This window comes from Novosphingobium sp. fls2-241-R2A-195, assembly GCF_030209485.1.
GTDB classification, from domain to species: Bacteria; Pseudomonadota; Alphaproteobacteria; order Sphingomonadales; family Sphingomonadaceae; genus Novosphingobium; species Novosphingobium resinovorum.
In genome coordinates this window covers 19,588-43,686 of sequence record NZ_JARVRY010000006.1, presented here as the reverse complement: position 1 = coordinate 43,686, position 24,099 = coordinate 19,588, and the positions used below count along the sequence as shown (strand labels likewise).

At 67.3% G+C, this 24,099-nt stretch carries 17 protein-coding genes and 1 riboswitch; of the genes, 8 read left to right on the top strand and 9 right to left on the bottom strand.

Going from position 1 to position 24,099, the window contains the following annotated elements; translation table 11 throughout:
* Positions 1-6 precede the first annotated feature (6 nt).
* From QRN25_RS05470 to QRN25_RS05450, 5 genes are all read left to right on the top strand, one after another.
* Complete coding sequence (locus tag QRN25_RS05470) at positions 7-1,572, top strand: alpha-N-arabinofuranosidase (RefSeq protein ID WP_285017862.1); 1,566 nt, start codon at positions 7-9, stop codon at positions 1,570-1,572.
* Positions 1,572-2,576 carry an arabinan endo-1,5-alpha-L-arabinosidase gene (locus QRN25_RS05465; protein ID WP_285017861.1) on the top strand — a complete coding sequence of 335 codons (1,005 nt, stop codon included), beginning with the start codon at positions 1,572-1,574 and terminating at the stop codon, positions 2,574-2,576. Before QRN25_RS05470 ends, QRN25_RS05465 begins: the two co-directional genes overlap by 1 nt.
* A 131-nt stretch (positions 2,577-2,707) precedes the next feature.
* Positions 2,708-4,153, top strand: coding sequence for a glycoside hydrolase family 43 protein (locus QRN25_RS05460; protein WP_285018304.1), 1,446 nt, complete (start codon positions 2,708-2,710; stop codon positions 4,151-4,153).
* 338 nt (positions 4,154-4,491) lie between these two features.
* Complete coding sequence (locus QRN25_RS05455) at positions 4,492-7,296, top strand: TonB-dependent receptor (protein ID WP_285017860.1); 2,805 nt, start codon at positions 4,492-4,494, stop codon at positions 7,294-7,296.
* 262 nt (positions 7,297-7,558) lie between these two features.
* Positions 7,559-9,544, top strand: a complete 1,986-nt coding sequence (locus QRN25_RS05450) for an MGH1-like glycoside hydrolase domain-containing protein (protein WP_285017859.1) — start codon at positions 7,559-7,561, stop codon at positions 9,542-9,544.
* A gap of 113 nt (positions 9,545-9,657) precedes the next feature.
* Here the strand turns inward: QRN25_RS05450 and QRN25_RS05445 are convergent, their stop codons facing one another.
* Positions 9,658-10,431, bottom strand: coding sequence for an ABC transporter ATP-binding protein (locus QRN25_RS05445; RefSeq protein ID WP_285017857.1), 774 nt, complete (start codon positions 10,429-10,431; stop codon positions 9,658-9,660).
* Positions 10,425-11,435: a FecCD family ABC transporter permease gene (locus QRN25_RS05440; protein ID WP_419198166.1), complete on the bottom strand. Its 1,011-nt coding sequence runs from the start codon at positions 11,433-11,435 to the stop codon at positions 10,425-10,427. The genes QRN25_RS05445 and QRN25_RS05440 overlap by 7 nt, the downstream gene beginning before the upstream one ends.
* Before the next feature lie 71 nt (positions 11,436-11,506).
* Here QRN25_RS05440 and QRN25_RS05435 point away from each other — a divergent pair, with 71 nt between their 5' ends.
* Positions 11,507-12,367 (top strand): ABC transporter substrate-binding protein, encoded by an 861-nt coding sequence (locus tag QRN25_RS05435; protein ID WP_285017855.1) that lies wholly within the window; start codon positions 11,507-11,509, stop codon positions 12,365-12,367.
* On the opposite strand, the gene bluB is transcribed toward QRN25_RS05435, so the two are convergent.
* The 6 genes from bluB to QRN25_RS05405 all read right to left on the bottom strand — a co-directional run bounded on the left by bluB (position 12,354) and on the right by QRN25_RS05405 (position 22,177).
* Positions 12,354-12,989: a 5,6-dimethylbenzimidazole synthase gene (gene bluB / locus QRN25_RS05430; protein WP_285018300.1), complete on the bottom strand. Its 636-nt coding sequence runs from the start codon at positions 12,987-12,989 to the stop codon at positions 12,354-12,356. The two genes, QRN25_RS05435 and bluB, sit on opposite strands and share 14 nt — an antisense overlap.
* Positions 12,990-13,178: 189 nt before the next feature.
* Positions 13,179-13,787 carry a cob(I)yrinic acid a,c-diamide adenosyltransferase gene (cobO, locus tag QRN25_RS05425; protein ID WP_211150118.1) on the bottom strand — a complete coding sequence of 203 codons (609 nt, stop codon included), beginning with the start codon at positions 13,785-13,787 and terminating at the stop codon, positions 13,179-13,181.
* Between the two features lie 2 nt (positions 13,788-13,789).
* Entirely contained in the window at positions 13,790-17,611 is a 3,822-nt protein-coding gene (cobN, locus tag QRN25_RS05420) for a cobaltochelatase subunit CobN (RefSeq protein ID WP_285017852.1), read from the bottom strand.
* A 232-nt stretch (positions 17,612-17,843) separates the two neighbouring features.
* Positions 17,844-18,893, bottom strand: a complete 1,050-nt coding sequence (gene cobW / locus QRN25_RS05415; protein WP_285017851.1) for a cobalamin biosynthesis protein CobW — start codon at positions 18,891-18,893, stop codon at positions 17,844-17,846.
* Between the two features lie 186 nt (positions 18,894-19,079).
* A riboswitch (cobalamin riboswitch) is annotated at positions 19,080-19,321 on the bottom strand.
* A 44-nt stretch (positions 19,322-19,365) separates the two neighbouring features.
* A complete protein-coding gene (fahA, locus tag QRN25_RS05410; RefSeq protein ID WP_285017849.1) occupies positions 19,366-20,670 on the bottom strand; it encodes a fumarylacetoacetase in 1,305 nt (434 codons plus the stop codon).
* A 205-nt stretch (positions 20,671-20,875) separates the two neighbouring features.
* Complete coding sequence (locus tag QRN25_RS05405) at positions 20,876-22,177, bottom strand: sensor histidine kinase (protein ID WP_285017848.1); 1,302 nt, start codon at positions 22,175-22,177, stop codon at positions 20,876-20,878.
* A 286-nt stretch (positions 22,178-22,463) separates the two neighbouring features.
* On the opposite strand from QRN25_RS05405, the gene QRN25_RS05400 reads away from it, so the two are divergent.
* Together QRN25_RS05400 and QRN25_RS05395 are read left to right on the top strand one after the other, a co-directional pair.
* Complete coding sequence (locus QRN25_RS05400; RefSeq protein WP_008830491.1) at positions 22,464-23,099, top strand: Dabb family protein; 636 nt, start codon at positions 22,464-22,466, stop codon at positions 23,097-23,099.
* Between the two features lie 15 nt (positions 23,100-23,114).
* Positions 23,115-23,417: a putative quinol monooxygenase gene (locus QRN25_RS05395; protein ID WP_285017847.1), complete on the top strand. Its 303-nt coding sequence runs from the start codon at positions 23,115-23,117 to the stop codon at positions 23,415-23,417.
* A 151-nt stretch (positions 23,418-23,568) separates the two neighbouring features.
* Here the strand turns inward: QRN25_RS05395 and QRN25_RS05390 are convergent, their stop codons facing one another.
* Positions 23,569-24,090 carry a DUF6438 domain-containing protein gene (locus QRN25_RS05390; protein ID WP_285017846.1) on the bottom strand — a complete coding sequence of 174 codons (522 nt, stop codon included), beginning with the start codon at positions 24,088-24,090 and terminating at the stop codon, positions 23,569-23,571.
* Positions 24,091-24,099: the final 9 nt, after the last annotated feature.

The following is a 24,099-nucleotide window of genomic DNA, read 5'->3' as shown; positions in this document are numbered from 1 at the left end:
ACTGAAATGACAAAGTTCTTCCGCCGTACGTCGCTCGCCATGTTGATGGCAGCGACGGTGCTTTCCACGCCCGTTTCCGCCGATACCGGGGGCCAGCCCACCACCGCCACGATCGAGGGCGACAAGCCCGGCCCGGTCTACAACAAGGACGTCTTCACCCAGTTCGCCGAGCATCTGGGCGAGGGTATCTACGGCGGCCTGTGGGTCGGCAAGGGCAGCAAGATTCCCAACACCAACGGCTTCCGCAACGACGTCGTCAAGGCGCTGAAGGACTTGTCGGTGCCGGTGATCCGCTGGCCCGGCGGCTGCTTCGCCGACGAGTACAACTGGCGTGAGGGCATCGGCCCGCAGGCCAAGCGCCCGGTCAAGATCAACACCCACTGGGGCGGCGTGACCGAGCCAAATGCGGTCGGCACGCACGAGTTCTTCGAGCTGATCCGCCAGGTCGGCGCGGAGGCCTACGTCGCGGGCAACGTCGGCAACGGCACCCCGCGCGAGATGGCCGAATGGGTGGAATACATGACCTCGCCCGCCGGTTCGCTGGCGGATGAGCGCGCGAAGAATGGCCACAAGGAACCGTGGAAGGTCAAGTACTTCGGCGTCGGCAACGAGCTGTGGGGCTGCGGCGGCAACATGCGCCCCGAGTTCGCGGCGGACGAGACGCGCCGCTACGCCACCTTCATCAAGCCGCCCGCCGGGACCAAAATCCTGAAGGTCGCGGCCGGCGCCAACGTCGATGACTATAACTGGACCGAGACGATGATGCGCGTCGCGGCGAACCAGCTCGACGGCGTTTCGCTGCACTATTACGTCCACCCCGCCGGTGGCTGGCCCCCGCGTGCGCCTGCGGTGAACTTCGACGAGCATGGCTGGGCCGATGCGCTGAACGGTGCGCGGCACATGGACGAGCTGATCACCAGGCACTCGGCGATCATGGACAAGTACGATCCCGATAAGCGCATCTTCCTCGCGGTCGACGAATGGGGTTCGTGGTACGCGCAGGACGAGGGCACGCACCCCGGATTCCTGAGGCAGCAGAACACCTTGCGTGATGCGCTGATCGCCTCTGTGCACCTCGACATCTTTGCTAAGCACGCCGACCGTGTGCGCATGACCGCCATCGCGCAGATGGTGAACGTGCTCCAGGCGATGATCTTCACGCAGGGCAGCAAGATGGTGCTGACCCCGACCTACCACGTCTTCGAGATGTACAAGCCCTGGCAGGACGCGACCGTGCTGCCGCTCGAGATCAAGTCGCCGTGGTATTCCAAGGACGAGTTCACCATGCCTGCGGTCAGCGGCTCGGCGGTGAAGGCGAAGGACGGCAAGGTGCATGTCGCGCTGTCGAACCTCGATCCGAACCAGTCGAACACGGTGACGATCAAGCTGGACGGCGTCAGCGCTTCGGCGGTTTCCGGCCGGATTCTGACGGCTTCGGCGATCAATTCGCACAACACTTTCGACGCGCCTGACGTCGTCAAGCCCGCCGCCTTTACCGGGGCGAGCGTGCAGGGCGGCCAGCTGGTCGTGACGCTGCCGGCGAAGTCGGTGGTGGTGCTGGAACTGCAGTGATGAGGGCGGTCCTGATCGGTCTCGCGGTGCTGGCTCTTGCCGGTGCTGCGAGCGCCCAGCAGGTCGGCGAGAAAGGGGCCGGGACGCTGAATTCGCAGCTTTCCGGCGACCTTGTCGTGCATGATCCGGTCATCATCCACGAGGGGGACACGTATTACGTGTTCAGCACCGTGGGCAAGTATATCGGTATCAAGACCTCGACCGACCTGAAGGTCTGGAAGGATGCCGGTTCGGTGTTCTCCGAAATACCGGCGTGGGCGAAAGATGCTGTGCCCGGAACCGAAGGTATATGGGCACCGGATATTTCGTATGTGAACGGCGAATACCGGCTTTACTATTCGGTCTCGACCTTCGGGTCGAACCGTTCGGCGATCGGGCTGGCGACCTCGAAAACCCTCGGCGCAAAGGCGAAATGGCAGGATCATGGCCTTGTCGTCATGTCCACGAAGGACGATGACTTCAACGCCATCGATCCCAATTTCGTCGTCGATGCACAGGGGCGCCAGTGGCTGTCGCTCGGCAGTTTCTGGAGCGGTCTCAAGCTGTTCCCGCTCGATGCGAAGACCGGCAAGGTCGTGCCCGGCACCGAGCCGTACTCGATCGCACGCCGCCGCGCACCCGCGGGAGCGGCGGCGCCGGTAGAGGCGCCGTTCATCATTCCCCACGGCGGCTGGTACTTCCTGATCGCGTCCTACGACTATTGCTGCAAGGGCGTGAACTCGACGTATTACACCGTCGTCGGCCGCTCGAAAAAGATCACCGGCCCGTATCTGGGCCGTGACGGCAGCTCGATGATGGAGGGCGAGGGGACCATCCTGCTGCGCTCCGACCTGCAGGAAAAGCAGCGTTTCCGCGGGCCTGGCCATGCCGGAGCGTTCACCGACAAGGACGGCACGACCTACCTCGTCTACCACGCCTACGACAAGGAAGCCGACGGCCGGCCCACGCTGCGCATCGCGCCGCTGCGCTGGGACGCGGACGGCTGGCCTGTCGCCGAATACTGAGAACACCCACCTGAATACGCCCCGGCCGCCTATCGATACTTGGCCGGGGCGTCTTTTTCGGGTGGCACTGAGCGGCACCTAACGTACCCCTAACGCTACCACAACGCACCAGAACCGCCGGAGAGGCCATGATGAACTTCCCCCTGTCGCGCCGCAGCTTCGCCACCAGTCTTGGCATCGGCGCATCGCTGCTTCCGATCGCCTGCACCGCGCCGGGCAAGAGCGTGATCGGCACCTCGAAATCACCGCAGGCGCCGTTGGCGACCAACCCGCTCATCAAGCAGCGCGCCGACACCCAGATCTTCCGCCACGACGACGGCTGGTACTACGCGATGGGCTCGGTGCCCGAGTACGACCGCCTCGCGCTGCGTCGTTCCAAGACGCTGGCGGGCCTGACCGATGCCGAGGAGAGGGTGCTCTGGCGGCATGAGGCGAGCGGGCCGATGTCGGGCTTCCTGTGGGCGCCGGAACTGCATTATGTCGACGGCAAGTGGATCGTCTACTTCGCGGCCGGTCCCAGCGGCGGCGGCGAGGACGTGTTCCGCATCCGCACTTTCGCCGTGGTCTGCGATGGACCCGATCCGATGACCGGCAACTGGTCCGTCCTCGGCGAGTTCAAGGCGCCGTGGGACAGCTTCAACCTCGACTCGACGATCTTCACGCATCGGGGCGTGCGCTACTTCTCGTGGGCGCAGCGCGAGCCGGGGATCGAGACCAATTCCAACGTCTACATCGCACCGATGAAGGACGCGCTGACGCTGGCTTCCGCGCCTGCGCGGCTGACGGTGCCGACGCTCGACTGGGAAGTGCGCGGCTTCAAGGTCAATGAGGGCTCGGCCTTCCTCAACCGCAACGGCCGCCTGTTCATGACCTACTCGGCCAGCGCCACCGATGCGCGCTACTGCATGGGCCTGCTCAGCGTGGACGAGACCGCGAACATCATGGACCCGCGCAACTGGGTGAAGTCTCCCCGGCCAGTCTTTGAAACCTGCCGTGAAACCTCGGTCTACGGCCCCGGCCACAACAGCTTCACCGTGGACGAAGAGGGCCGCGACATCCTCGTCTACCACGGCCGCGACTACGAGAAGATCGAAGGCGACCCACTGTTCAACCCTGACCGCCACACTCGCATCCAGCGCATCTATTACGATGCGGACGGTGTGCCCGACTTCGGCGTGCCGGTGGGCAACGGCGCGATCCCCGAGCGCTTCATCCCGGCCGTGCGTCGCACCGTGCGGATGGCCTGCGACGGCATGACCCTTTCGGTGAGCGATGCCCCGCTGCCGCAGACCCAGTTCCGTTCGATCGAGGCGGGCGAGGGCACCGTGCAGCTCGTGCCGATCCTGCGGCCCGAACTGTGCCTGGCCGCCGGGCCCGACGGAGCGGTGCGCCTCGCCCCGCGCGACGTGGTCAGCGACGTCGCCGCCGAGGACCGCTTCCGCCGCGAGGTCGGCCCCGCCACCGGCACCGTGCGCTTCGCCTCGGTGGCTTACGAGGGCAGGGCGCTCGCGCATTCGGGCGACCGGGTGGTGCTTGCCGACGACTACGACGCCAGCGTGGCCTGGCTGGCGGATTGAGGCCATGGGGTGATCGGAGCGCCACGAGCCGGTCACCCTCCATCTCGTCATTGCGAGCGAAGCGAAGCAATCCAGAGCGGCGCAACACTGCCCTGGATTGCTTCGCTTCGCTCGCGATGGCGATCGATAGGGGGAGGCTTATTGTCTGATTAATTGGGTGGAAATCGGCCAGCACGTTCAGGAGATGCCGCCAAGGTGCGCCTCATATGCCACATGTCCCCGCCCTTTTTGTCGGAGCAATGCATTTTCCGCTTGCGCCTAAATAGTCCGACTAATAATCAGGCGCCACAGTTTATCGGGGCATGGTAATCGGCCAGCCCCCATGGGAGGGTTGATCCATGGCGCTCAAGCCATTTGCATTCTGCACCGCATCCGTTCTCGCACTCGGCCTTGCTACCGTGGCGCAGGCCCAGGACGCTGCGCCTCAGGATGCCGCGCCTCAGGCCGCCGCCGATGATGCGAGCGCCGAGGACATCATCGTCACCGGCGTGCGCGCCTCGATCGTCGGCGCGCTCAACGTGCGCAAGAACAGCGTCCAGATCGTCGACTCGATCGTCGCCGAGGACGTCGGCAAGCTGCCTGACAACAACGTGGTGGAGGCGCTGCAGCGCGTCACTGGCGTGCAGGTGACCGACCGCGCCGGCGGCGAGGCGGGCACCGTCACGATCCGTGGCCTTGCCGATCCGCTGACCACGCTCAACGGCCGCAACATCTTCACCGCCGCGGGCCAGTCGTTCGCGCTGCAGGATATCTCGGCGAACCTCGTCAAGCAGGTCGACGTCTTCAAGACCCGCTCGGCCGACCAGATCGAGACTGGCCTTGCCGGCCAGATCGACGTCCAGACCCGCCGCCCGTTCGATTTCGACGGCTTCGCGATCTCGGGCCTCGTGCGCGGCATCTACAACGAGCAGGCGGACAGCTACAACCCGAACGCCGCGCTGCTGGTGTCCAACCGCTGGGAAACCGGCATCGGCGACATCGGCCTGCTGGTGAACGGTTCGTGGAGCCGCACCAAGTACCGCAACATGTCGACGACGGCAGGCGCGCTGGTGCCGTTCGCCACCGAGAACCCGGCCGACGGCACGGGCCTGTCGCCGCTGGAGCGCATCTTCCCCGGTCCCGACAACGAGAACTGGACGCCCGGCCTCAACGCCGGTCTTTCGACCGCGCCGGGCTCGACGCTGAACATCAATGGCGTCGATACCCCGTACTACCTCTCACGCGATGCGGTGTTCTCGTCGGACCTCTACGGCAAGCGTGAACGTCCCTCGTTCAACGCCGCGCTGCAGTGGGCGCCGAACTCCAGTTCGGTCTACACCGCCGAAGTGTTCTACGCCGGTTTTCGCGGCGAGACCTTCAACTCGCTGCAGTTCAGCTTCGTCGACTACTGGGCCGATCCGCAGTCGCCCACGCTTTACGACGGCACCAACATCGTGAAGTCGCGTACTGCCAACAGCGTCTACGGCTTCAACTCGGGTGACTACACCAAGAGCAGCACCGACAGCTACGTCTATGCCCTGAACGGCAAATGGGATCTGGGCGATCGCGGCAAGATCATCGGCGACGTCGCGTACCAGACCAGCGTGAACAAGTCTTCGTTCATCGCCATGCGCACCGACCGCGTGGCCGACCAGATCAACGTCGATTTCAACGCCGGTGGTGGCGTGCCTTCGTACCACTTCAATGACGATTCGCAGCTGAACGACACCAGCCTGTGGAACGTCGCGCAGCTCTACGACAACGCCGACCGCAACAAGGGCGATGCCATCACCGGCAGCCTCGACGGCTACTATACCTGGGACGAGGGCTTCCTGCGCCGCATCAAGGCGGGCCTGCGCATCGACCGTCGCACCGCCACCAGCTATACCCGCACCCAGAGCGCCAACAACCTCGGCGTCAGCCTCGCCTCGCTGGGTGAGGATGCGGCCTTCACCAACTCCGACTTCATGTCGGGCGTCGCCGACGTGCCGCGCAGCTGGACGCTGGCTAACGGCTACTGGCTGCATGACAACGCCGATTACGTGCGCGGTCTCTATGGCCTGCCGACCTCGGACGCGCTCTCGCTGGCGAAGACTTTCGACATCGAGGAAACCACGATGTCGGGCTACCTGCTTGCGGACGGCCAGTTGACGATCTTCGGGCGTCCGCTGGATATCCAGGGCGGCGTGCGCTTCGTTTCGGTGGTGACCAACTCGAACTTCTACGACCGCTACAACGGCGGCGCCCTGACGCGCGGCGGCAGCCAGTCGGAGAAGTTCCTGCCGAGCTTCACTGCCCGGTACGAGATCGAGCCGAACCTGCGTGTGCGCTTCAACTACGGCGAGACGCTGCGTCGCCCGAACTTCGGCGACATCAACCCGACCTATGCGCTGACCGGCGACCTCACCAATGTCGGCTACGGCAGCGGCACGGTCGGCAACGCCAGCCTGAAGCCCACGCATTCGAAGAACTTCGACCTTGCGCTGGAATGGTACTTCGAACGCAACAGCGCGATCACCGTCACCGCCTTCCGCCGCGAGATCAGCGGACTGGTGGTGCCGCTGACCTCGATGGACTACATCCCGAACAACGGGATCGAGGCGGGCGCGACCGACTACTTCTCGGTCACCCGTCCGGTGAACGCCTCTGACGGCGTGCTCAAGGGCGTGGAAGTGGGCCTGACGTACTACCCGACCTACTTCCCCGGCCTGCTCGACGGCCTCGGCTTCCAGGGCAGCCTGACCGTTCTGGACTCGAGCCAGAACATTCCCGAGGCGGACGAACTGGGCAACATCACCCAGACGCAGTCGCCGTTCTTCAACGTCTCGAAGCTGTCGTACAATGCGACGCTGGCCTACGATCACGGCCCGGTCAGCGCGCGCCTGTCGTACATCTGGCGCAAGGGCTTCCTGCACAACAACGAGGCGCGCCTCTTCGCCAACCCGATCGGCGTGTGGTACAAGTCGGAAAAGAGCCTCGACTTCCAGCTGACGCTGAACGTCATGGACAACGTCGGCATCACCTTCGACGCGGTGAACCTCACCAAGTCGAAGCAGCAGAACTACTACAAGTACGGCAGCGCGGGTAACGCCGAGCAGTTCAACCTGGGTACTCTGCAGCTGGCCCGCACGTTCGCGGTGGGTGCGCGCTTCACGTTCAAGTAATTGCCACTTCGGCCGATCCCGGTGCGCTTGCCATTCTGCGCGCCGGGGCCGGCTCAGGGCGGCCGCGCGGGGCCGGGGATCCTTCCTCTCCCAACACTCCGGCCTCGCGCGGCCGTCCATTTGACTGTGCCTGACAGTGTCTTCAGGCGGGGGCTTCGACAAGCTCAGCCTGAGCGGGTTTGAGAGCAGGTCTTTAAATCCCGCTCAGGCTGAGCTTGTCGAAGCCCCCTCAGCTTGGGCCGTTCACGGAAGGACCGTTGACGTGCGCAAGAAACTGGCCCTCGCGGCGCTCCCCTTCATGGCGCTGCTTGCCGCCGCCGCCAGTCCGCCGATGGACCACGAGGCCATCGCCGAGGCCCGCTACGGCAACGACGCGGCATGGTACGAGGGGCGCATTCCCTTTTTCGAATCCTCGGACGCGAAGATCGACGCAGTCTACTACTACCGCTGGGGCCTGTACCGCGCGCACCAGCGCGATCTCGGCAAGCAGGGCTACATCACCACCGAGTTCGCCGACGACGTCGACTGGCAGCGCGAACCCTACGCCAGCCTCAACGACTCGAGCGGCTTCCACATCGCGGAAGGGCGCTGGCTGAACGACCGGCGCTTCACCGACGACTACATCAACTTTATGTACGAGGGCGGCAACGACCGCCATTTCACCGACCACATGGCGGACTCGGTATGGGGCCGCTACCTGGTCGACGGCGACCGAGAGGCATTGCTCGCGCACCTGAAGACGATGCGACACGTCTACCGCCTGTGGGACGAGAAGTTCGACTTCGACAAGGGCCTCTACTTCGTCGAACCGCTGCTGGACGCGACCGAGTACACGGTGTCCTCGATCGACGCCTCGGGCGGCAAGGACGGGTTCCGGGGCGGCGATGCGTTCCGGCCTTCGGTCAATGCCTACATGTTCGCCAATGCCCGCGCCTTGTCGCGCATGGCGCAGATGGCGGGCGACGCGGCGATGGCGAAGGAATACGCCGCCCGCGCCGAGGCCTTGAAGGCGCGCGTGCTGGCGGACTTGTGGAACCCGAAGCTGCAGCATTTCATCGACCGCCACCAGATTACCAACGAACACGTCAAATACTGGGAGCCGATCCGCAATCGCGAACTCGTTGGCTACCTGCCGTGGATGTTCGATCTCGTCCCCGACGATGCGAAATATGCTGCAGCATGGGCGCACCTGACCGACCCGGGATCGCTGGCGGGCAAGGCCGGGATGCGCACCGTCGAGAAGACTTACGAATACTACATGCGCCAGTACCGCTACCTCGGCCCGGACCCCGAGTGCCAGTGGAACGGCCCGATCTGGCCCTACCAGACGACGCAGGTGCTGACCGCGATGGCCAATCTGCTCGACCATTACGAGGCGCACGGTCCCATTTCCCGCGCCGACTGGATGGCGATGCTGCGCCAGTATACGGCGCTGCATTATCAGGGCGACAAGCTCGATCTGGAAGAAGACTACGACCCGGAGACCGGCAAGCCGATCGTCGGGCTGGACCGCAGCCACCACTACTTCCACTCGGGCTACATCGACCTGATCCTGACCGGCCTCGTCGGCATCCGCCCGCGCAGCGACGACGTGCTGGAGGTCAATCCGCTGCAGCAGGGCCTCGACTGGTTCCGCATCGAGCGGGTGCCGTACCACGGGCACGAAGTCTCGGTGACATGGGACGCGAAGGGCACGCGCTATGGCAAGGGCCTCGCCGTCATGGTGGACGGGGCCGAAGTGGCCCGCCGCGCCGACCTCGGCCGGATCGAGGTGCCCGTGATGCGCAAGGCCAACGCGCCGATCGTGCGTGAGGAAAACCTTGCGGTGCAACTCGTGCGCAGCGGTTTCCCCAAGGCCAGCGCCTCGTCCGGCACCGATGCGGAGAAGCTGCACGATGCGGTCGATGGCCGCGCGTGGTTCTACCCGGAACTGCCGAATGGCTGGGACTCGGACGCCTCGGGCAAGGCGCAGTGGTATGCGCTGGACTTCGGCAAGGCGGTTTCGCTGGGCAGCGCCGAGCTGGCGTTCTTCGCCGATGCTGCACGCTTTGCTGCACCTCGCAGCGTGAGTGTCGAGGTCTGGCGCGAGGGTCGCTGGCAGCAGGTCGGCGCGCCGGTGAAGCCGCTTGCCAACGGGGTGACGCGGGTGACGTGGCCTGCGGTCGAGACCGGGAAGTTGCGCGTGTCGATGATTCCGGCAAAAGGCCGCGCGATCCGTCTGGCGGAGGTGAAGGCTTTCGCGCGCTAGGCCCCAAGTTTCGTCATTGCGAGCGTAGCGAAGCAATCCAGGGCGGCGCTCAACTGCCCTGGATTGCTTCGCTACGCTCGCAATGACGAGGCGTGGTGCCCCTGGGAGGTGGTTCAAACCCGCTCCAGCGGCACCACCATCGCCGAGCCGCCGCCGAACTCGATCCGCCCGGTCACGCCGTAGACCTCGCGTAGCCGGTCGCTCGTCAAGACCTCCTGCGGCGAGCCTTGCGCCACCAGCATGCCGCGATCGACCAGCAGCAGCCGCTTGCAGTACCGTGCCGCCATCGTCAGGTCGTGCAGCACGGTCACCACCAGCGCCCCGCTGCGCGCCTCGGCGGCAAGCAGTTCCATCACGTCGATCTGATGCCCCGGATCGAGCGCGGCGAGCGGTTCGTCCGCGACCAGTCCCGGCGCGCCCACCGCCAGCGCCCGCGCCAGCATCACCCGCGCCCGCTCTCCGCCCGAAAGCTCGGTGGCGGTGCGCCCGGCAAGGTGCAGCACGTCTGCCCGCTCCATGGCGGCATGAACGGCGGCGAGGTCGTCCGCGCCCAGCCGCGACATCGGGCCGAGCCCGGGCAGGCGGCCCAGCGCCACCAGTCGCTCGACGCTGAGCGGCCAGTGCAGCGCCTGTCCCTGCGGCAGGTAACTGACCAGCCGCGCCAGCGCCTTCGGCGTCATCCGCGCGATGTCGTGCCCGTCGATCTCGACCGCGCCCCGCGTCGCCGGGATCAGCCCGAGCAGCGCGCGCACCAGCGTCGACTTGCCCGCGCCGTTGGGGCCGATGATCCCGGTCAGTTCGCCGGGGCGCAGCGTGGCGCTGATCCCGTGCAGCACCGCGCGGTCGCGCAGGTCCACGGAGAGGCCATTGAGGGTCACGGTCACCACAGGCGGCGCTCCTTCAGCAGATGGACAAGGAAGACGGGGACGCCGAGGAACGCCGTCACCACGCCCAGCTTCAACTCGCCCGCGGTCGGGATCAGCCGCACCAGAATATCGGCGCCGGTGAGCAGCACCGCGCCGCCGAGGAACGAGGGCAGCAGCACGGCGGAAGGGCTGCGGTCGGTCAGCGGGCGCACCAGATGCGGCACGATCAGCCCGACGAAGCCGACCGATCCCGACACCGCCACGGCGCCGCCCACGCCGATGGCGACGCCCAGCAGCAGCCGCGCGCGCGTGCGCGTCAGGTCCACGCCGAGCGAGCGCGCCCCGTCCTCTCCCAGCGACAGCGCGTCGAGCGCGCGCCCGTCCCACAGCAGCAGCGCCGCGCCGACGACGATGCAGGGCAGGGCGATCCAGACGTGGTCCATCGCCCGGTTCTCGATCGAGCCGAGCAGCCAGGCCATGATCTCCATCGCCGCGAAAGGATTGGGCGAGAGGTTGAGCGCCAGGCTGATCCCCGCGCCCGCGAGCGTCGAGACGGCGATGCCCGCAAGGATCAGCGCCAGCGGCCCCTCGGCCCGGCCCGCGAGCACGAACAGCAGCGCGAGGCTTGCCAGCGCGGCGAGGATCGCAAGCAGCGGCAGCACGGCGGGGCTGTAATCGCCGATGCCGAAGTAGATCGCCGCGACCGCGCCCAGCGCCGCCGAGTTCGACGCACCGAGCACCGAAGGCTCCGCCAGCGGATTGCGCAAGTACCCCTGCAGCGCGGCTCCCGCGAGGCCGAGCATCCCGCCGACCATCAGCGCCACCAGCGTGCGAGGCAGGCGCAGTTCGAGCAGGATCGCGCGCACCACCGGATCACCTTGGCCTAGCGCAGCATCGACCAGCCGCGCCGTCGGGATCGGCACCGCGCCCAGCATGAGTGAGGCGATCGCCACCAAGGCGATACCCAGCAGGAGAAGCGGAATCAGCGCCCGGTTACGAGCGCGCAGGACGGGAATTTCGGGCACGAGCACCTCTGGCTGGATCGGCTCCCCGTCACGCTTGTGTCCCGGGGTCGTGTTGCTATGGAAACGCGCATATGGCGCTTTCGACTACTCTTCGTTCGGCTTCGGTAGCTTTGCTCGGACTGGCTGCGGTCTGCGGCGTTTCCGCGTCGTCTCCCCCTGTATCGAGGGGGCCTGTAGCGGCTCCGAAGCGGATCGTCTCGCTGAACTTGTGCGCCGATCAGCTGGTGCTGGCGCTGGCCGACCGCGAGCAGATCGCCGGGCTCACTCGCTATGCCGCCGATTCCGCCATGTCGGCCGAGGCGGCACGGGCGAAGGGCCTGCCGATCCTGCGCGGCGCGGCGGAGGAGATCATGGCGATAAACCCGGACCTCGTCGTCGGCATGCCCGCGCGGCGCAACCCCGCGATCAAGGCGCTCAAGACGCGTTATCCCGCCGTCGATCTCAAGTCCGCCGATGGCTACGACGCGATCCTCGCGTCGATCCGCAAGGTGGCGCTCGCGGTCGGCCATCCCGAGCGCGGCGAGGCCCTGATCGCGGGCATGGAGCGCGACCTTGCGCATATCCCGCGCGCGCGGAAAGGCCCCAAGGGCAAGATCGTCGCCGCGTACTGGCAGCGGCGCGGTTATCTCACCGGCACCGGCACGCTGATCGACGACCTGATGACCCGCGTGGGCGTGACCAACCTTGCGGGCAAGCTGGGCAAGCCCGCGCTCTCGCAGATGGGGATCGAGGAACTGGCGGCCGCGCGTCCCGACGTGATCGTGGTCGATGCCGCGACCGACAAGGTGGTCGATCAGGGCACGGCGATGATGCACCACCCGGTGCTGGACGGCATTCCGCGCGTCGCCATTCCGCAGGCCTGGACGGTCTGCGGCGGCCCCGCCTACGTCAAGGCGGCGCGGGCGCTGGCGAAAGGCGTCAACGCGCGCTGACATGCGCGTGTCCGTCGAGCCGGGCCTGCCAGCCCTTGCGTTCGAGTTCGGGTACGTCGTCCGGTTCCTCGGGATAGCCGAGGCAGAGCAGGGCGACGAAGCGCCAGGAGGGCGGCGTTTCCAGCAGGTCGGTGACCGTTTCCGGTTTGACGATCGACACCCAGCCGAGGCCGAGCCCTTGCGCCCGCGCGGCGAGCCACAGCGTGTGGATCGCCATGACCACCGACCACTCGCGCGTCTGCGGCATCGTCGCCGCGCCAAGGCCCATGCCGATGGGGGTGGCCTCGTCGCAGAACACCGCGATGACTTCGGGGGCGTGGTCGAGCGCGTGGAGTTTCAGCGCGGTGTAAGCGGCGTGGCGCTCGCCCTCGTAGGCGGTGTCGCCCGCGCGGGAGACTTCGGCATCGGCATGCGCGGCGAGCACTTCGCGCAAGGCGGGAGAGCGCACGCGCACGAAGCGCCAGGGCTGCGAATTGCCGACCGAGGGCGCCAGTTGCGCGGTGGCGAGCAGGTCGGCGACGAGACTCTCGTCCAACGGATCCTGCCGGAAATGCCGCACGTCGCGCCGCCATGCGAGCAGAGCGGCGAGGTCTTCGCGGAAGCGAGGGGAGAAGGTGGGCAGCACTACATCGTCATCCCAGCGCAGGCTGGGACTGCTGGCGGTGCACAGTCCGGCTGTCAGCTTGCGCCGCAGGGGGCTTCGACAAGCTCAGCCTGAGCGGTTTTGAGAGGTCACCTCTAATCCCGCTCAGGCTGAGCTTGTCGAAGCCCCAGCCGGGAAACGCACCCTTTCCGCGAACGGGGCGGATCATCAGAACTCGATCCCCGTCTGCGCCTTCACGCCCTGCTCGCGGAAGGGGTGCTTCACAAGCGTCATCTCCGTCACGAGATCCGCCGCGTCGATCAGCCCCTGCGGCGCATTGCGCCCAGTCACCACGACGTGCTTCATCTCCGCACGCGCGGTCAGCACTTCGAGCACTTCCTCAAGCGGCAGGTAGTCATAGCGCAGCACGATGTTCAGCTCATCGGCCAGCACCATGTCGTAGGCCGGATCGGCGACCATGCGCTTCACCTCGTCCCACGCCTCGCGGGCGAGGGCGATGTCGCGGGCGCGGTCCTGGGTGTTCCAGGTGAAGCCTTCGCCCATGGCCTTGAACTCGACGTTGTCGGGGAAGGCATCGAAGACGGCCTTCTCGCCGGTGGTCATCGCGCCCTTCACGAACTGGACGACGCCCACCTTCCTGCCGTGGCCGATCATGCGCACCACCATGCCGAGCGCGGCGGTGGTCTTGCCCTTGCCCTTGCCGGTGTTGACGATCAGCAGGCCCTTTTCCACGGTTTTGCCCGCCATGATGCGGTCATGCGCGGCCTGCTTCTTCTTCATCTTCTCGGCGTGCTGTTCGTCGGTGCGTTCGGCCATCATCATGCTCCTGAGACTTGGGCGAGCAGCAGGCCCGCGCTGTTCGATCGGGGTTTCCAGAGGCCGCGCTCCAGCGCCTCGGCCAGCCGCGCGGCGGTTTCGCGAAGCGCGGCGGGGTTGGCCTGCGCCATGAAGTCACGCACCGCCTCATCCTCGATGAAGGCGGCGTGGACGGCGTCGAAGTGGTGGTCCTTCACCGCGCTGGTCGTCGCGGCGAAGGCGAAGAGGTAGTCCACCGAGGCGGCGATCTCGAACGCGCCCTTGTAGCCGTGGCGCATGACGCCCGCGATCCATTTGGGATTGGTCACGCGGCCCCTTACGATGCGGCCGATTTCGTCCGCCAGCGTGCGGATGACCGGGCGTTCGGGGCGCGAGTGATCGTTGTGGTAGCTGACCGGCGCGCGGCCCTTCAGGTGCTCGACCGCCGCGGCGATGCCGCCCTCGAACTGGTAGTAATCGTCGCTGTCGAGCAGGTCGTGCTCGCGGTTGTCCTGGTTCTGGACCACCGCGTCGGCCTGGGTCAGCCGCGCGGCGTAGAGATCGCGTTCGGCATCGCCCTCGACGCCCGCGCCATAGGCGTAGCTGCCCCAGTCGAGGTAGACCTGCGCGAGGTCGGCGCGCTCGTGCCACAGCTTCTCGTCGATCATGGCCTGAAGGCCGGCGCCGTAAGCCCCCGGCTTGGAGCCGAACACGCGGGCTCCGGCGCGGCGGGTGGCGACGGTCTCGTCCTGGCCTTGCGCTGCGAGCATCGCGGTTTCGGCGCGGTGGCGGGCGGCGGCGGGATTGTCCTCTTCGCTTTCCTCCAGCGCCATGACGGCGCGGGCGGCGCTGTCGATCAGGTCCATCTGCTCGGGAAAGGCGTCGCGAAAGAAGCCGGAGACGCGCAAGGTCACGTCCACGCGCGGGCGGCCCAGCTCCGCCAGCGTCATCATCTCGAAGCCGGTGACGCGGCCCGAGGTCCACTCCCATCGCGGCCGCACGCCCATCAGCGCGAGGGCCTGCGCGATGTCGTCGCCGCCGGTGCGCATGTTGGCGGTGCCCCATGCGGAAAGGGCGATGGCGCGCGGGTATTCGCCCTCTCGCTGGAGGTAGTCCTCCACCAGCAGCTCTGCGGAGCGCTGGCCGAGATCCCAGGCGACGGCGGTGGGCACCGCGCGGGTGTCGACCGAGTAGAAGTTGCGCCCGGTGGGCAGCACGTCCGGGCGGCCGCGCGTGGGGGCGCCAGAGGGTCCGGGCAGGACGAAGCGGCCGTCGAGCCCTGCGAGCAGGGCGGCGCTTTCAGCGGGGCCGCAGGCGTCCACGCGCGGGGCGAGGTCGGCGGCGATGGCGTGGAGGACGGCGGCGGTGCGCGGCAGGTCGTCGTCCCGGACTTGATCCGGGACCGCTGGCAAAACTTGGGGCGGGACCTTGCCGGGCGCGCCGATGAGTAGGCTGTTCACGGCCAGCGGTCCCGGATCAAGTCCGGGACGACGGGATACCCATTCCGCGGCCAGCAGTTCCAGCCGCTCCACAGTATCGCCGAGCGTGCGCCAGGGCTCACCCGAAACCGCCGCCAGCGCCTCCGGCCTCGGGCCATCCCAGCGGTCCGCCATATGGCAGTCGAGCGGGTCGAACCCCAGGGCGAAATCCTCGGCCATCGCCCGCAGCAGCGAGGCTTGCCCCGGCCCGTCATACCCGCGCGGCGTTCTCGCCAGCGCCACCAGAAGATCGCGCCGCAAGCGCCCCTCCGGCGATTGCCCGAAGACATGCAGCCCGTCGCGGATCTGCAGTTCCTTGAGTTCGCACAGATAGTTGTCGATCGCCGACAGCGCATCGTCGCCGTCACCCTCGGCTCCGGCGTCCTTGTCCAGCCCCTGCGAGCGGGCGAGGTCGATGATGTCCCTCCTCAGCCGCTCCAGACGGCGCGGGTCCATCCCGGCAGCGAGGTAGTATTCGTCCACCAGCGCTTCGAGATGCTTGAGCGGGCCATAGCTTTCGGCGCGGGTGAGGGGCGGGGTCAGGTGGTCGACGATTACCGCGCCGATGCGGCGCTTGGCCTGCGTGCCCTCGCCGGGGTCGTTGACGATGAAGGGATAGAGTTGCGGCAGCGGCCCGGCGCAGATCTCCGGGAAGCACTCGGCCGAGAGCGAGATCGCCTTGCCGGGCAGCCATTCGAGGTTGCCGTGCTTGCCCACATGCACCAGCGCCTGCGCGCCGAACTTGCGCTCCAGCCAGACGTGGAAGGCGAGGTAGGCGTGCGGCGGCGGCAGCGCCGGGTCGTGGTAGGTTTCCTTGGCGTCGATGTTGTACCCGCGCGCCGGTTGCACGGCGACGCAGACATTGCCGAAGCGGTGGACGGCAAGGCGGAACGCGCCGTCTTTTACGAACGGATCGGCAGAGGGTAGGCCCCAGCGCTCCAGCATCTTCGCGCGCGCGCCTTCGGGCACCTCGGCGAAGGCGGCTTCGTAGTCGGCCAGCGGCAGCGAAATCTCGCCGGGTCGATCCAGCGAGGTCAAGTCGTTGGTCACCCCGCCGGTCATCAGCCGCATCAGCGCCTGCCCGTCCTCGGGCGCGCCGCCGGTATCGTATCCGGCGGCACGAAGGCTGGAGAGGATCGAGGCCGCGCTGGCGGGCGTGTCGAGGCCGACGCCGTTACCGATCCGCCCGTCGCGATTGGGATAGTTCGCCAGCACCAGCGCCACCTTGCGCTGCGCGGGCGCGGTGCGGCGCAGGCTCGCCCAGTTGGCGGCGAGGTGGGCGACGAACGCCACCCGGTCCGGCGCGACGCGGGGGACGACGATGCCGCACTTCGTCACTTCGTCGAAGCGTTCGGCCGCCTTGAAGGCGACGGCGCGGGTGAACAGGCGGCCGTCGAGTTCGGGCAGCGCCACGTTCATAGCCAGATCGCGCGGGCCGAGGCCGCGTGCGGCGGCCTGCCAGTCCGCTTCCTCGACACCCGCGAAAGCGACCTGCAGGATCGGGCAGTCGGCGCGTTCGAGAACCCCGCCGACGCGCGGCTCGCCCGAGGAAGAGGAGGCGAAGCTGGTGGCATTGACGATCACGTCGGGCGCAATCTCGGTCATCAGGCCGCCGAGCCGGTCGATGGCGAAAGGCTCCCGCAGCGCCCGGACATGGACGGCGGCGACGTTGAACCCGCGAGCCTGCAATGCGGCGACCATCGCGTCCACGGCGTCGAGCGTGCCCGCGATCATCAGCGCGCGGTAGAATACCAGCAGCACGACGGGGGCGTCGGGACGCCATGATGCGCGCAAGTCGGCCAAGCTCGGCCGGTCCACGCCTTGCACGTAGAGCCCCGCGTCGGCCACCGGCACCGGGTCGTCGGGCTGGCCGGAATCCTCGCCGATCAGCCGCGCGGCGGTGCGCAGGAACGAGAGGGCATTGGCGCTGCCCCCCTGCCGCAGATAGTCGCGGAGGTGCTCGACCGTCTCGGCGGGGAGGGTGGAGGCGACCGTCAGCGTCGGATCATCCTCTCGCCCGTCGGCGATGGCCGCGAAGGCGATGCCCTTCTCGCGGGCGATCAGGGCGATTTCGTCGATGCCGTAGGGCCAGTAGCTCTTGCCGCCGAGCAGCACCACGCACACGAATTTTGCGTGGGCGATCACCTTCTCGACGTAGAGATCGACCGAATACGGGTGCCGCAACTGCAGCAGGTTGGCGAGGCGGACGCTGGGCGCGCCCTCCGGCAGCCCTGCCGCTGCCTTGGCGAAGCAGGCGAGTTCGCTGTCCGCCACCGTCAGGATGACGATGTCGCCCGGCGGCTGGTCGAGGTCGATCGCCTCCTCGCCGTTGGAGATCGTGCCCGGGGTGGCGGAAAGCAGGTGCATCAGGCGGCGCTCGCCGGGCTGACGGCAGAGCTAACCGCCCTGGATTGCTTCACCCGCTGCGCGGGTTCGCAATGACGAAGGAGGGGGTAGAGCCGGAGGTCTTCGTTCAACGCCCGTCCGCTTCCCCACCGCTCGTCATTGCGAGCGCAGCGAAGCAATCCAGGGCGGTTCGCGCGGCTCTGGATTGCCGCGCGGCTGCGCCGCTCGCAATGACGAAGGGAGAGAGAAGGAATCACGCCGGGACCGAACCCAGCACGCCTGCCAGCGCGGCTTCGATGGCGGCCTGATCGAGCCCCTTCTGGCCGATCACCACCAACTGCGTGCGGCGCGGTTCTTCGGGCTTCCACGCGCGGTCGAAGAAGTGCTGGATGCGCGGGCCGACGCCCTGCAGCACGAGGCGGCTGGGCTTGCCCGCCAGCGCGACCATGCCCTTCACGCGCAACACGTCGTGCGCGGCGATCTGGTCCTTCAGGCCCGCCAGCAGCGCGTCGAGGTCCGCCACTTCGCCGCCGTTCAGGATGAAGGTGTCGAAGTCGTCATGGTCGTGATCGTCGTCGAGGCCGTCGATATGCGACTTGCGGCTGTCGAGGTCGTCCTCGGCGGCCGCGACGATGCCGAGCAGCGCGGCGATGTCCACCGCGCCGTGGTCCGCGCGCACGATCTTGACGCCGGGGCGCGTCTCAGCGGCGACGGTCTTCTCGACTTCGGCCAGCACGTCCGCATCGACGAGGTCGGTCTTGTTGAGCACCACCATGTCGGCGCAGCCCAGCTGTTCCTCGAACAGTTCCTCGAGCGGGCTGTCGTGGTCGAGGTTGGGATCGGCGGCGCGGGCGGCGGCGAGGGCTTCCTCGTCCGTAGCGAAGCGACCGGCGGCGACGGCATCGGCATCGATCAGGGCGATCACGCCGTCCACCGTCGCGCGGGTGCGGATGTCCGGCCACTGGAAGGCCTTCACCAGCGGCTTGGGCAGCGCGAGGCCCGAAGTCTCGATGATGATGTGGTCGGGCGGGGTCTCGCGGTCGAGCAGCTTCTGCATCGTCGGCAGGAAGTCGTCGGCCACGGTGCAGCAGATGCAGCCGTTGGCGAGTTCGAGGATATCGTCCTCGGGGCAGGCCTCGTCGTTGCAACCCTTGACCAGTTCGCTGTCGACGCCGACGTCGCCGAACTCGTTGATGACGAGGGCGAGGCGGCGGCCCTTCGCGTTCTGCAGCAGGTGGCGGATCAGCGTGGTCTTGCCGGCGCCGAGGAAGCCGGTGATGACGGTGGTGGGTACTTTGCTCAAGGCTCTCAACTCCCGCGCCGGCGACTTCTCGCGGCGGGGCGTACCGGCGCTTTCGCGCCGGCGCGGGGCAGGGGCGACGGACAGGCGCGAAGACGCCCGGCGACCTGCTCCGCTGCGGCCCCTAAGCCGCATGCGTGTCGTCGCTCAGACGGTGAACCGTGCCGCGGCCATCCCCTGGACCAAGGCAAGAGCGACCAGACGCCGGCAGGTCTCCTGGCTCGCGGGTCACAGCTTGATGCACGGCCTTCCCGAAGCCTCGCATGTCGCAGCGTCCGGCCTCAGTGGCTGCCTCCCCGCACGGTGAGGGGGGAAGCGATGTGCATCGCGCTCGCCGCTTACAGTTGCAGGGACAGCTGCGGATTCGAACGGCGAACCGTTCCCACCGCCTTCCCTTTTAAGCCCCTTGCGGGGCACCGGCGCGATCTTGTCCCCGGCGGATACCGGGAGGCAGGGGTGGGCGCAAGTGTTGGTTTCAGCGTGCCGGAAGGATGCGGGCGCGGCATTCTCCGAAACCTATGGAAACGAAGCCCTCTGCGGCGGCGGTGGCGGTGATGGAGATTTCGTCGCCGTCCTCCAGGAACGTGCGGGTCTCGCCACTGGCCAAGGTGAGGGGCGACTTGCCGCCCTGCGACAATTCCATGAGGCTGCCGAAACCCTCTCGCTCGGGAGCGGAAATCGTGCCGGTGCCGAGCAGGTCGCCGGGCGTCAGGTTGCAGCCATTGGATGCATGGTGCGCGACCATCTGGTTCACCGTCCAGTACATGTTGGTCGCCGGGCCTTGGCTGAGGCGATGGGGCGGAAGCCCGGCCTTGCGCATGGCCTGCGTGGTCAGGTGGACCTGCAGCATAACGCCCAGCGCGCCGTGGGCCTGATCATCCGCGTCAGACAGATAGGGCAGGGGCTGCGGGTCGCCTTCAGGTCGGGGCGGCTGGGCCACGCGGAAGGGCGCAAGGGCTTCGGGCATGACGACCCATGGCGAGATCGTCGAGTGAAAGTTCTTCGACAGGAACGGGCCGAGCGGCTGGTACTCCCAGCCTTGCACGTCGCGCGCGGACCAGTCGTTGAGCAGGCAGAAACCGGCGATATGCTGCGCAGCATCGGTGATCGGCACGGGCTCGCCGAGGTCGTTGCCGCTGCCGATCCAGACGCCCATTTCCAGTTCGTAGTCGAGCCTTGCAGTCGGCGCGAAGATCGGCGCATCGGCCTCGGGCGGCTTGCGCTGGCCGGTGGGGCGCACGACCGGAACACCCGAGGGACGGATCGAGGACGCGCGGCCGTGATAGCCGATCGGCACGTGCTTGTAGTTGGGCAGCAGCGGGTTGTCCGGGCGGAACTGGCGGCCGATGTTGTTGGCGTGATGGATACCGACATAGAAGTCGGTGTAGTCGCCGATGCGTGTCGGCAGGTGCGGCATGCAGGCTTCGACCGGGTGCAGCATGGGCTCGATGACCGGGCGGCGGGTTTCGTCGCAGAGCAGGTCGGAGAGGGCATGGCGCAGGGCGCGGCGGTCTTGCGCGGGGATGGCCAGCAGGCGGGCCATGTCCGCATCGCTGCAGATTTCGGCGAGGTTTGCGGGGACGAGGCCTGCTGTGGCCAGTGCACGGATGTTCAGGATCTGGTCGCCGATTGCAACACCGATCCGCGTCGGTGTCTCTTCTGAGGTGGAGAACACACTGAAAGGCAGGTTCTGGACCGGGAAGTCGCGGTGGCCTTCGGCGCTTTCAACCCAGCTCTTGCGGGCAGGGTCATGGGTTTCGTCGATAGTCCACCAGTTCACAGGTCGCTCTCCTTGGCCTTGCGTCTTGCGGCGGGTTGTTCCCGGCTGCTGCGTCGGCCTTGCGTTATCCGTACGAGCGCACGAAGACTAGTGGCAAACCTTCCCGTCCAACTCTTCGTCATTGCGAGCGCAGCGAAGCAATCCAGGGCAGCACTACGCCGCCTTGGATTGCTTCGCTGCGCTCGCAATGACGAAAGGGCGCGCGTCAACCCATCGGCGGCTGGGGCACGTCCAGGCGCGCGATCAGGCCGCCTTCGGGCGCGGCGGCGAAGGAGAGTTGGCCGTCGAAGCGCGCCATCAGCCGGTGCGCGGTCGGGATGCCGAGACCGAAGCCCTTGGTGTCCCGCGCCCGCGCCGCGTCGAGGCGGAAGAACGGGTCGAGGATCGCCTCGAAATAGGCGGAAGGGATGCCCGGCCCGGAATCGGCGATCTCGATGCGCCAGTGCCCTTCGTGGCGGAGCACGGCGACCTGAGCCTCGCCGCCGAACTGGATGGCGTTCTCCACCAACGCCGCCAGCGCCAGTTCCACCGGCTCGCGGAAGGTCCGGGCGAGGGTGGGGACGGAGGCGTCGAAGCGGGCGCGCGTCCCGTAAGGATGCAGCACGTGCGCGACCACTTCGGTGAGGTCCAGCGTTTCGGGCTGGGCGTCGAGGTGCTGCGCGCGCAGGAAGCGCTGCAGCGAGGCGAGCAGGGCTTCCATTTCATCGACGCTGGCAAGGATCACCCCGCCCAGTTCGGCATCGTCGATGAGTTCCGCCGCGACCTTCTGGCGCGAGAGCGGCGTGCGCAAGTCGTGGCTGATCGCCTCGAACGACCTGGCCTGATCCTGCAGCAGCCGCGCGATGCGCTCCTGCATGAGGTTCATGGAGTGGGCGAGCTGGCGCAAGTCCGGGGTGCCACCCTCGGCGATGACCACTTGCCGGCCCCGGCCGATGGCGTCGGCGGCATCGCTCATGCGGCGCAGCGGGCGGGTCAGCACGTGTAGCGCGACGAGGCCGATGGCGAGGAAGGCCACCGTCGTCGCAAGCGTCAGCACCGTCGCCCGCAGCGCTACCGGCCACATCGCGTTGATATCGCGTGAGCGGAAGTTGAGCCAGTGCCCGTCCGCCAGCCGGATCGCGCCGACGAGATCGCACTTGCCTCCCGGCGGCCCCTGCATGGCCAGCCGCAGCGAACGCCCGCCCAGCGAAGGCTCCCACTCGATGATGCGCCGCTCGATGCGGATGAGGGATTCGTCAGTCGTGGCGGTCGCCACGCTGGGCGTATTGCCGACGGCGGCGGCGAGGTGGCGCGTGCTCATGGTCGGCGCGGTCAGGCGTGGATCGGCGGAGTGGATGCGGTCGCTGACGACGAGCAGTTCGCCGATGCGGCGCGCGTGGTCCTCGTTCAGCGTCTGCCGGTCGATCGACTGGTAGAACACGAGGCTGGCAGCCAGTTGCAGCACGCCGAGCAGCATGAACACCAGTGCGACATAGACCGCGAAACGCGGCGCGAAGGGACGGGCCACCTCTTGATCCTCTCCTGCAGCATACCGCCCGGCCGCACGGTGCCGATATGCCTCTGCGGATTTTGCACACACCCGCCCGGCTCCCGCGTCAACTGGAGGAGGAGGTGTAGCAATGATTTGATACGCAATCGGACGGATGCGCAACGGTTGCCCGGAGGTAAGGAGCGCTTTTTGGCACCTGTTTTATCTGACAGGCATGGCCTGAAACCCGCCGCGCTAGTCTCTCTCCCGCAGCGCCGAGTCCCCGCGAACCAATCGCGGCGCGGGCGCGATAGGGGAGAGACCGATGATCCGTCACGTCGTGATGCTCAAGTTCAAGAAGGATGCCGATCCGGCCAAGATCGACCTCTTCATCGAGGAGGTGAAGAAATTGTCGCATCTCAACCGCGAGGTGCGTGACTACAGCCATGGCAAAGTCGTCCACACGCGCTTCCACTCGGGCGATTTCGACTTCGCCAACTGCTGCGACATAGACACCTACGAGGCGATGGAGCGCTACATGTCGCACTGGTCGCACTTGCGGATGACGCCGTTCCTGCCGGACATCCTCGAGAACATGATCTCGTTCGACTGGGAGATCGACTACCACGGACCCGAATTCGACGAGACGCTGGCTGCCGAGGAAGCAGAACGCGAGAAGGCGCGCGTGCTCAGGGTGCACGAGGACCCGGCCAAGGCCTACGTCCCCGAAGTGCGCGGCCAGACGCGTGAGCGCGCGCGCGAGATGTGCGCGGCCGCCGGTGTCACGCTGTCGGAGGACGAGGAGGAGATCATCGGCTCGGTCTGGGCACCCAATCGGATCATGTTTGTCACTCCCGATGCCGGGACCGAAGTGCCGAAGGGCTCCGAAATCCGCATCGGCATCACCGGCGACTGGCTGACCGGCCCTGCCGTCCCCGGCGGCGATGCGCCGGCCTGGTAACTGAGGAACCTCACGATGATCATTCTTGCCGGACACCTGAAGACCGCTCCCGATCTCGTCGAAGACCTTGCCGCGACCTTGCGCGGGCTGGTCGAGCCGACGCTGAAGGAGGACGGGTGCCTTAACTACCACTTCGCCATCGATGATCCGGCAGCAGGGACGGTGCTGGTCTTCGAACGCTGGCGTGACGAGGCTGCACTGGCCACGCACCTTGCGCAACCGGCGGTGACGGCCGTGCTCGGCGGCTGGGCCGAACGCATCGACGTTTCCGGTGTGCGCAAGTTCGATGCGTTGAACGAGCGGGGGTTCATGGACTGACAGGGCGTCCCCTCGCCTCGTCGGCGTCCCTTCGTTTCGTCATTGCGAGCGTAGCGAAGCAATCCAGGGTGGCTCGAGACTGCCCTGGATTGCTTCGCTGCGCTCGCAATGACGAAGGTGGGGGAGGACTGGAGGGGGATGCCGCCGCACCTCAGCCCCGGCTGTCGCCCGGCCAGGTCTTCTGCGCGGCCCATTTCTCGACGCCGAGGCGGCCGAGTTGCTGTTCAACCGTGCGTGTCATCGCGGAACCTTCCGGCGAACGGCAGCCCATGTTGTACGTGAGCGCGGTGCGGCGGCCGTCCGCGCCGATCCACTCGACGGTCACGCTCGACATGTCGGTGGCGGCCTCGGTGCAGGCTTGGGCACGCTCCTCGCCGGTCTGCGGACGCATCGGGGCGAGGGCGCGGCGGACATCCTCGTAAGTCGCGCGGCCGACCGAATGGGCGCGCTGGCCCAGCACGGCGGTATGCCGCTCGCCGGTGAAGTCAACGCGTCCGGCGGGCGTCACGGCCACCTTGTACACCGGGCAAAACCCGAAGCACGGACCGCGCGATATGCGCAATTCCTCCCCCGCCGGAGCGGGGGAGGAGGCGGCGCCGGGCCGCACGCGGGGGGCGCAGCTTAACAGCAGCCCGGCGCCCAGTACGATGCCGCAGAGGAGTGGTCCACGCATCGTCCTGTC

What these genes read in the sequence shown, in the direction of transcription:
- cobO (WP_211150118.1), bottom strand. Translation starts at nt 13,787, where the DNA reads ATGGCCGAACGCACCGACGAACAGCACGCCGAGAAGATGAAGAAGAAG.
- QRN25_RS05460 (WP_285018304.1), top strand. Translation starts at nt 2,708, where the DNA reads ATGAACTTCCCCCTGTCGCGCCGCAGCTTCGCCACCAGTCTTGGCATC.
- QRN25_RS05455 (WP_285017860.1), top strand. Translation starts at nt 4,492, where the DNA reads ATGGCGCTCAAGCCATTTGCATTCTGCACCGCATCCGTTCTCGCACTC.
- QRN25_RS05435 (WP_285017855.1), top strand. Translation starts at nt 11,507, where the DNA reads ATGGCGCTTTCGACTACTCTTCGTTCGGCTTCGGTAGCTTTGCTCGGA.
- QRN25_RS05465 (WP_285017861.1), top strand. Translation starts at nt 1,572, where the DNA reads ATGAGGGCGGTCCTGATCGGTCTCGCGGTGCTGGCTCTTGCCGGTGCT.
- QRN25_RS05390 (WP_285017846.1), bottom strand. Translation starts at nt 24,090, where the DNA reads ATGCGTGGACCACTCCTCTGCGGCATCGTACTGGGCGCCGGGCTGCTG.
- QRN25_RS05470 (WP_285017862.1), top strand. Translation starts at nt 7, where the DNA reads ATGACAAAGTTCTTCCGCCGTACGTCGCTCGCCATGTTGATGGCAGCG.
- QRN25_RS05395 (WP_285017847.1), top strand. Translation starts at nt 23,115, where the DNA reads ATGATCATTCTTGCCGGACACCTGAAGACCGCTCCCGATCTCGTCGAA.
- QRN25_RS05400 (WP_008830491.1), top strand. Translation starts at nt 22,464, where the DNA reads ATGATCCGTCACGTCGTGATGCTCAAGTTCAAGAAGGATGCCGATCCG.
- cobN (WP_285017852.1), bottom strand. Translation starts at nt 17,611, where the DNA reads ATGCACCTGCTTTCCGCCACCCCGGGCACGATCTCCAACGGCGAGGAG.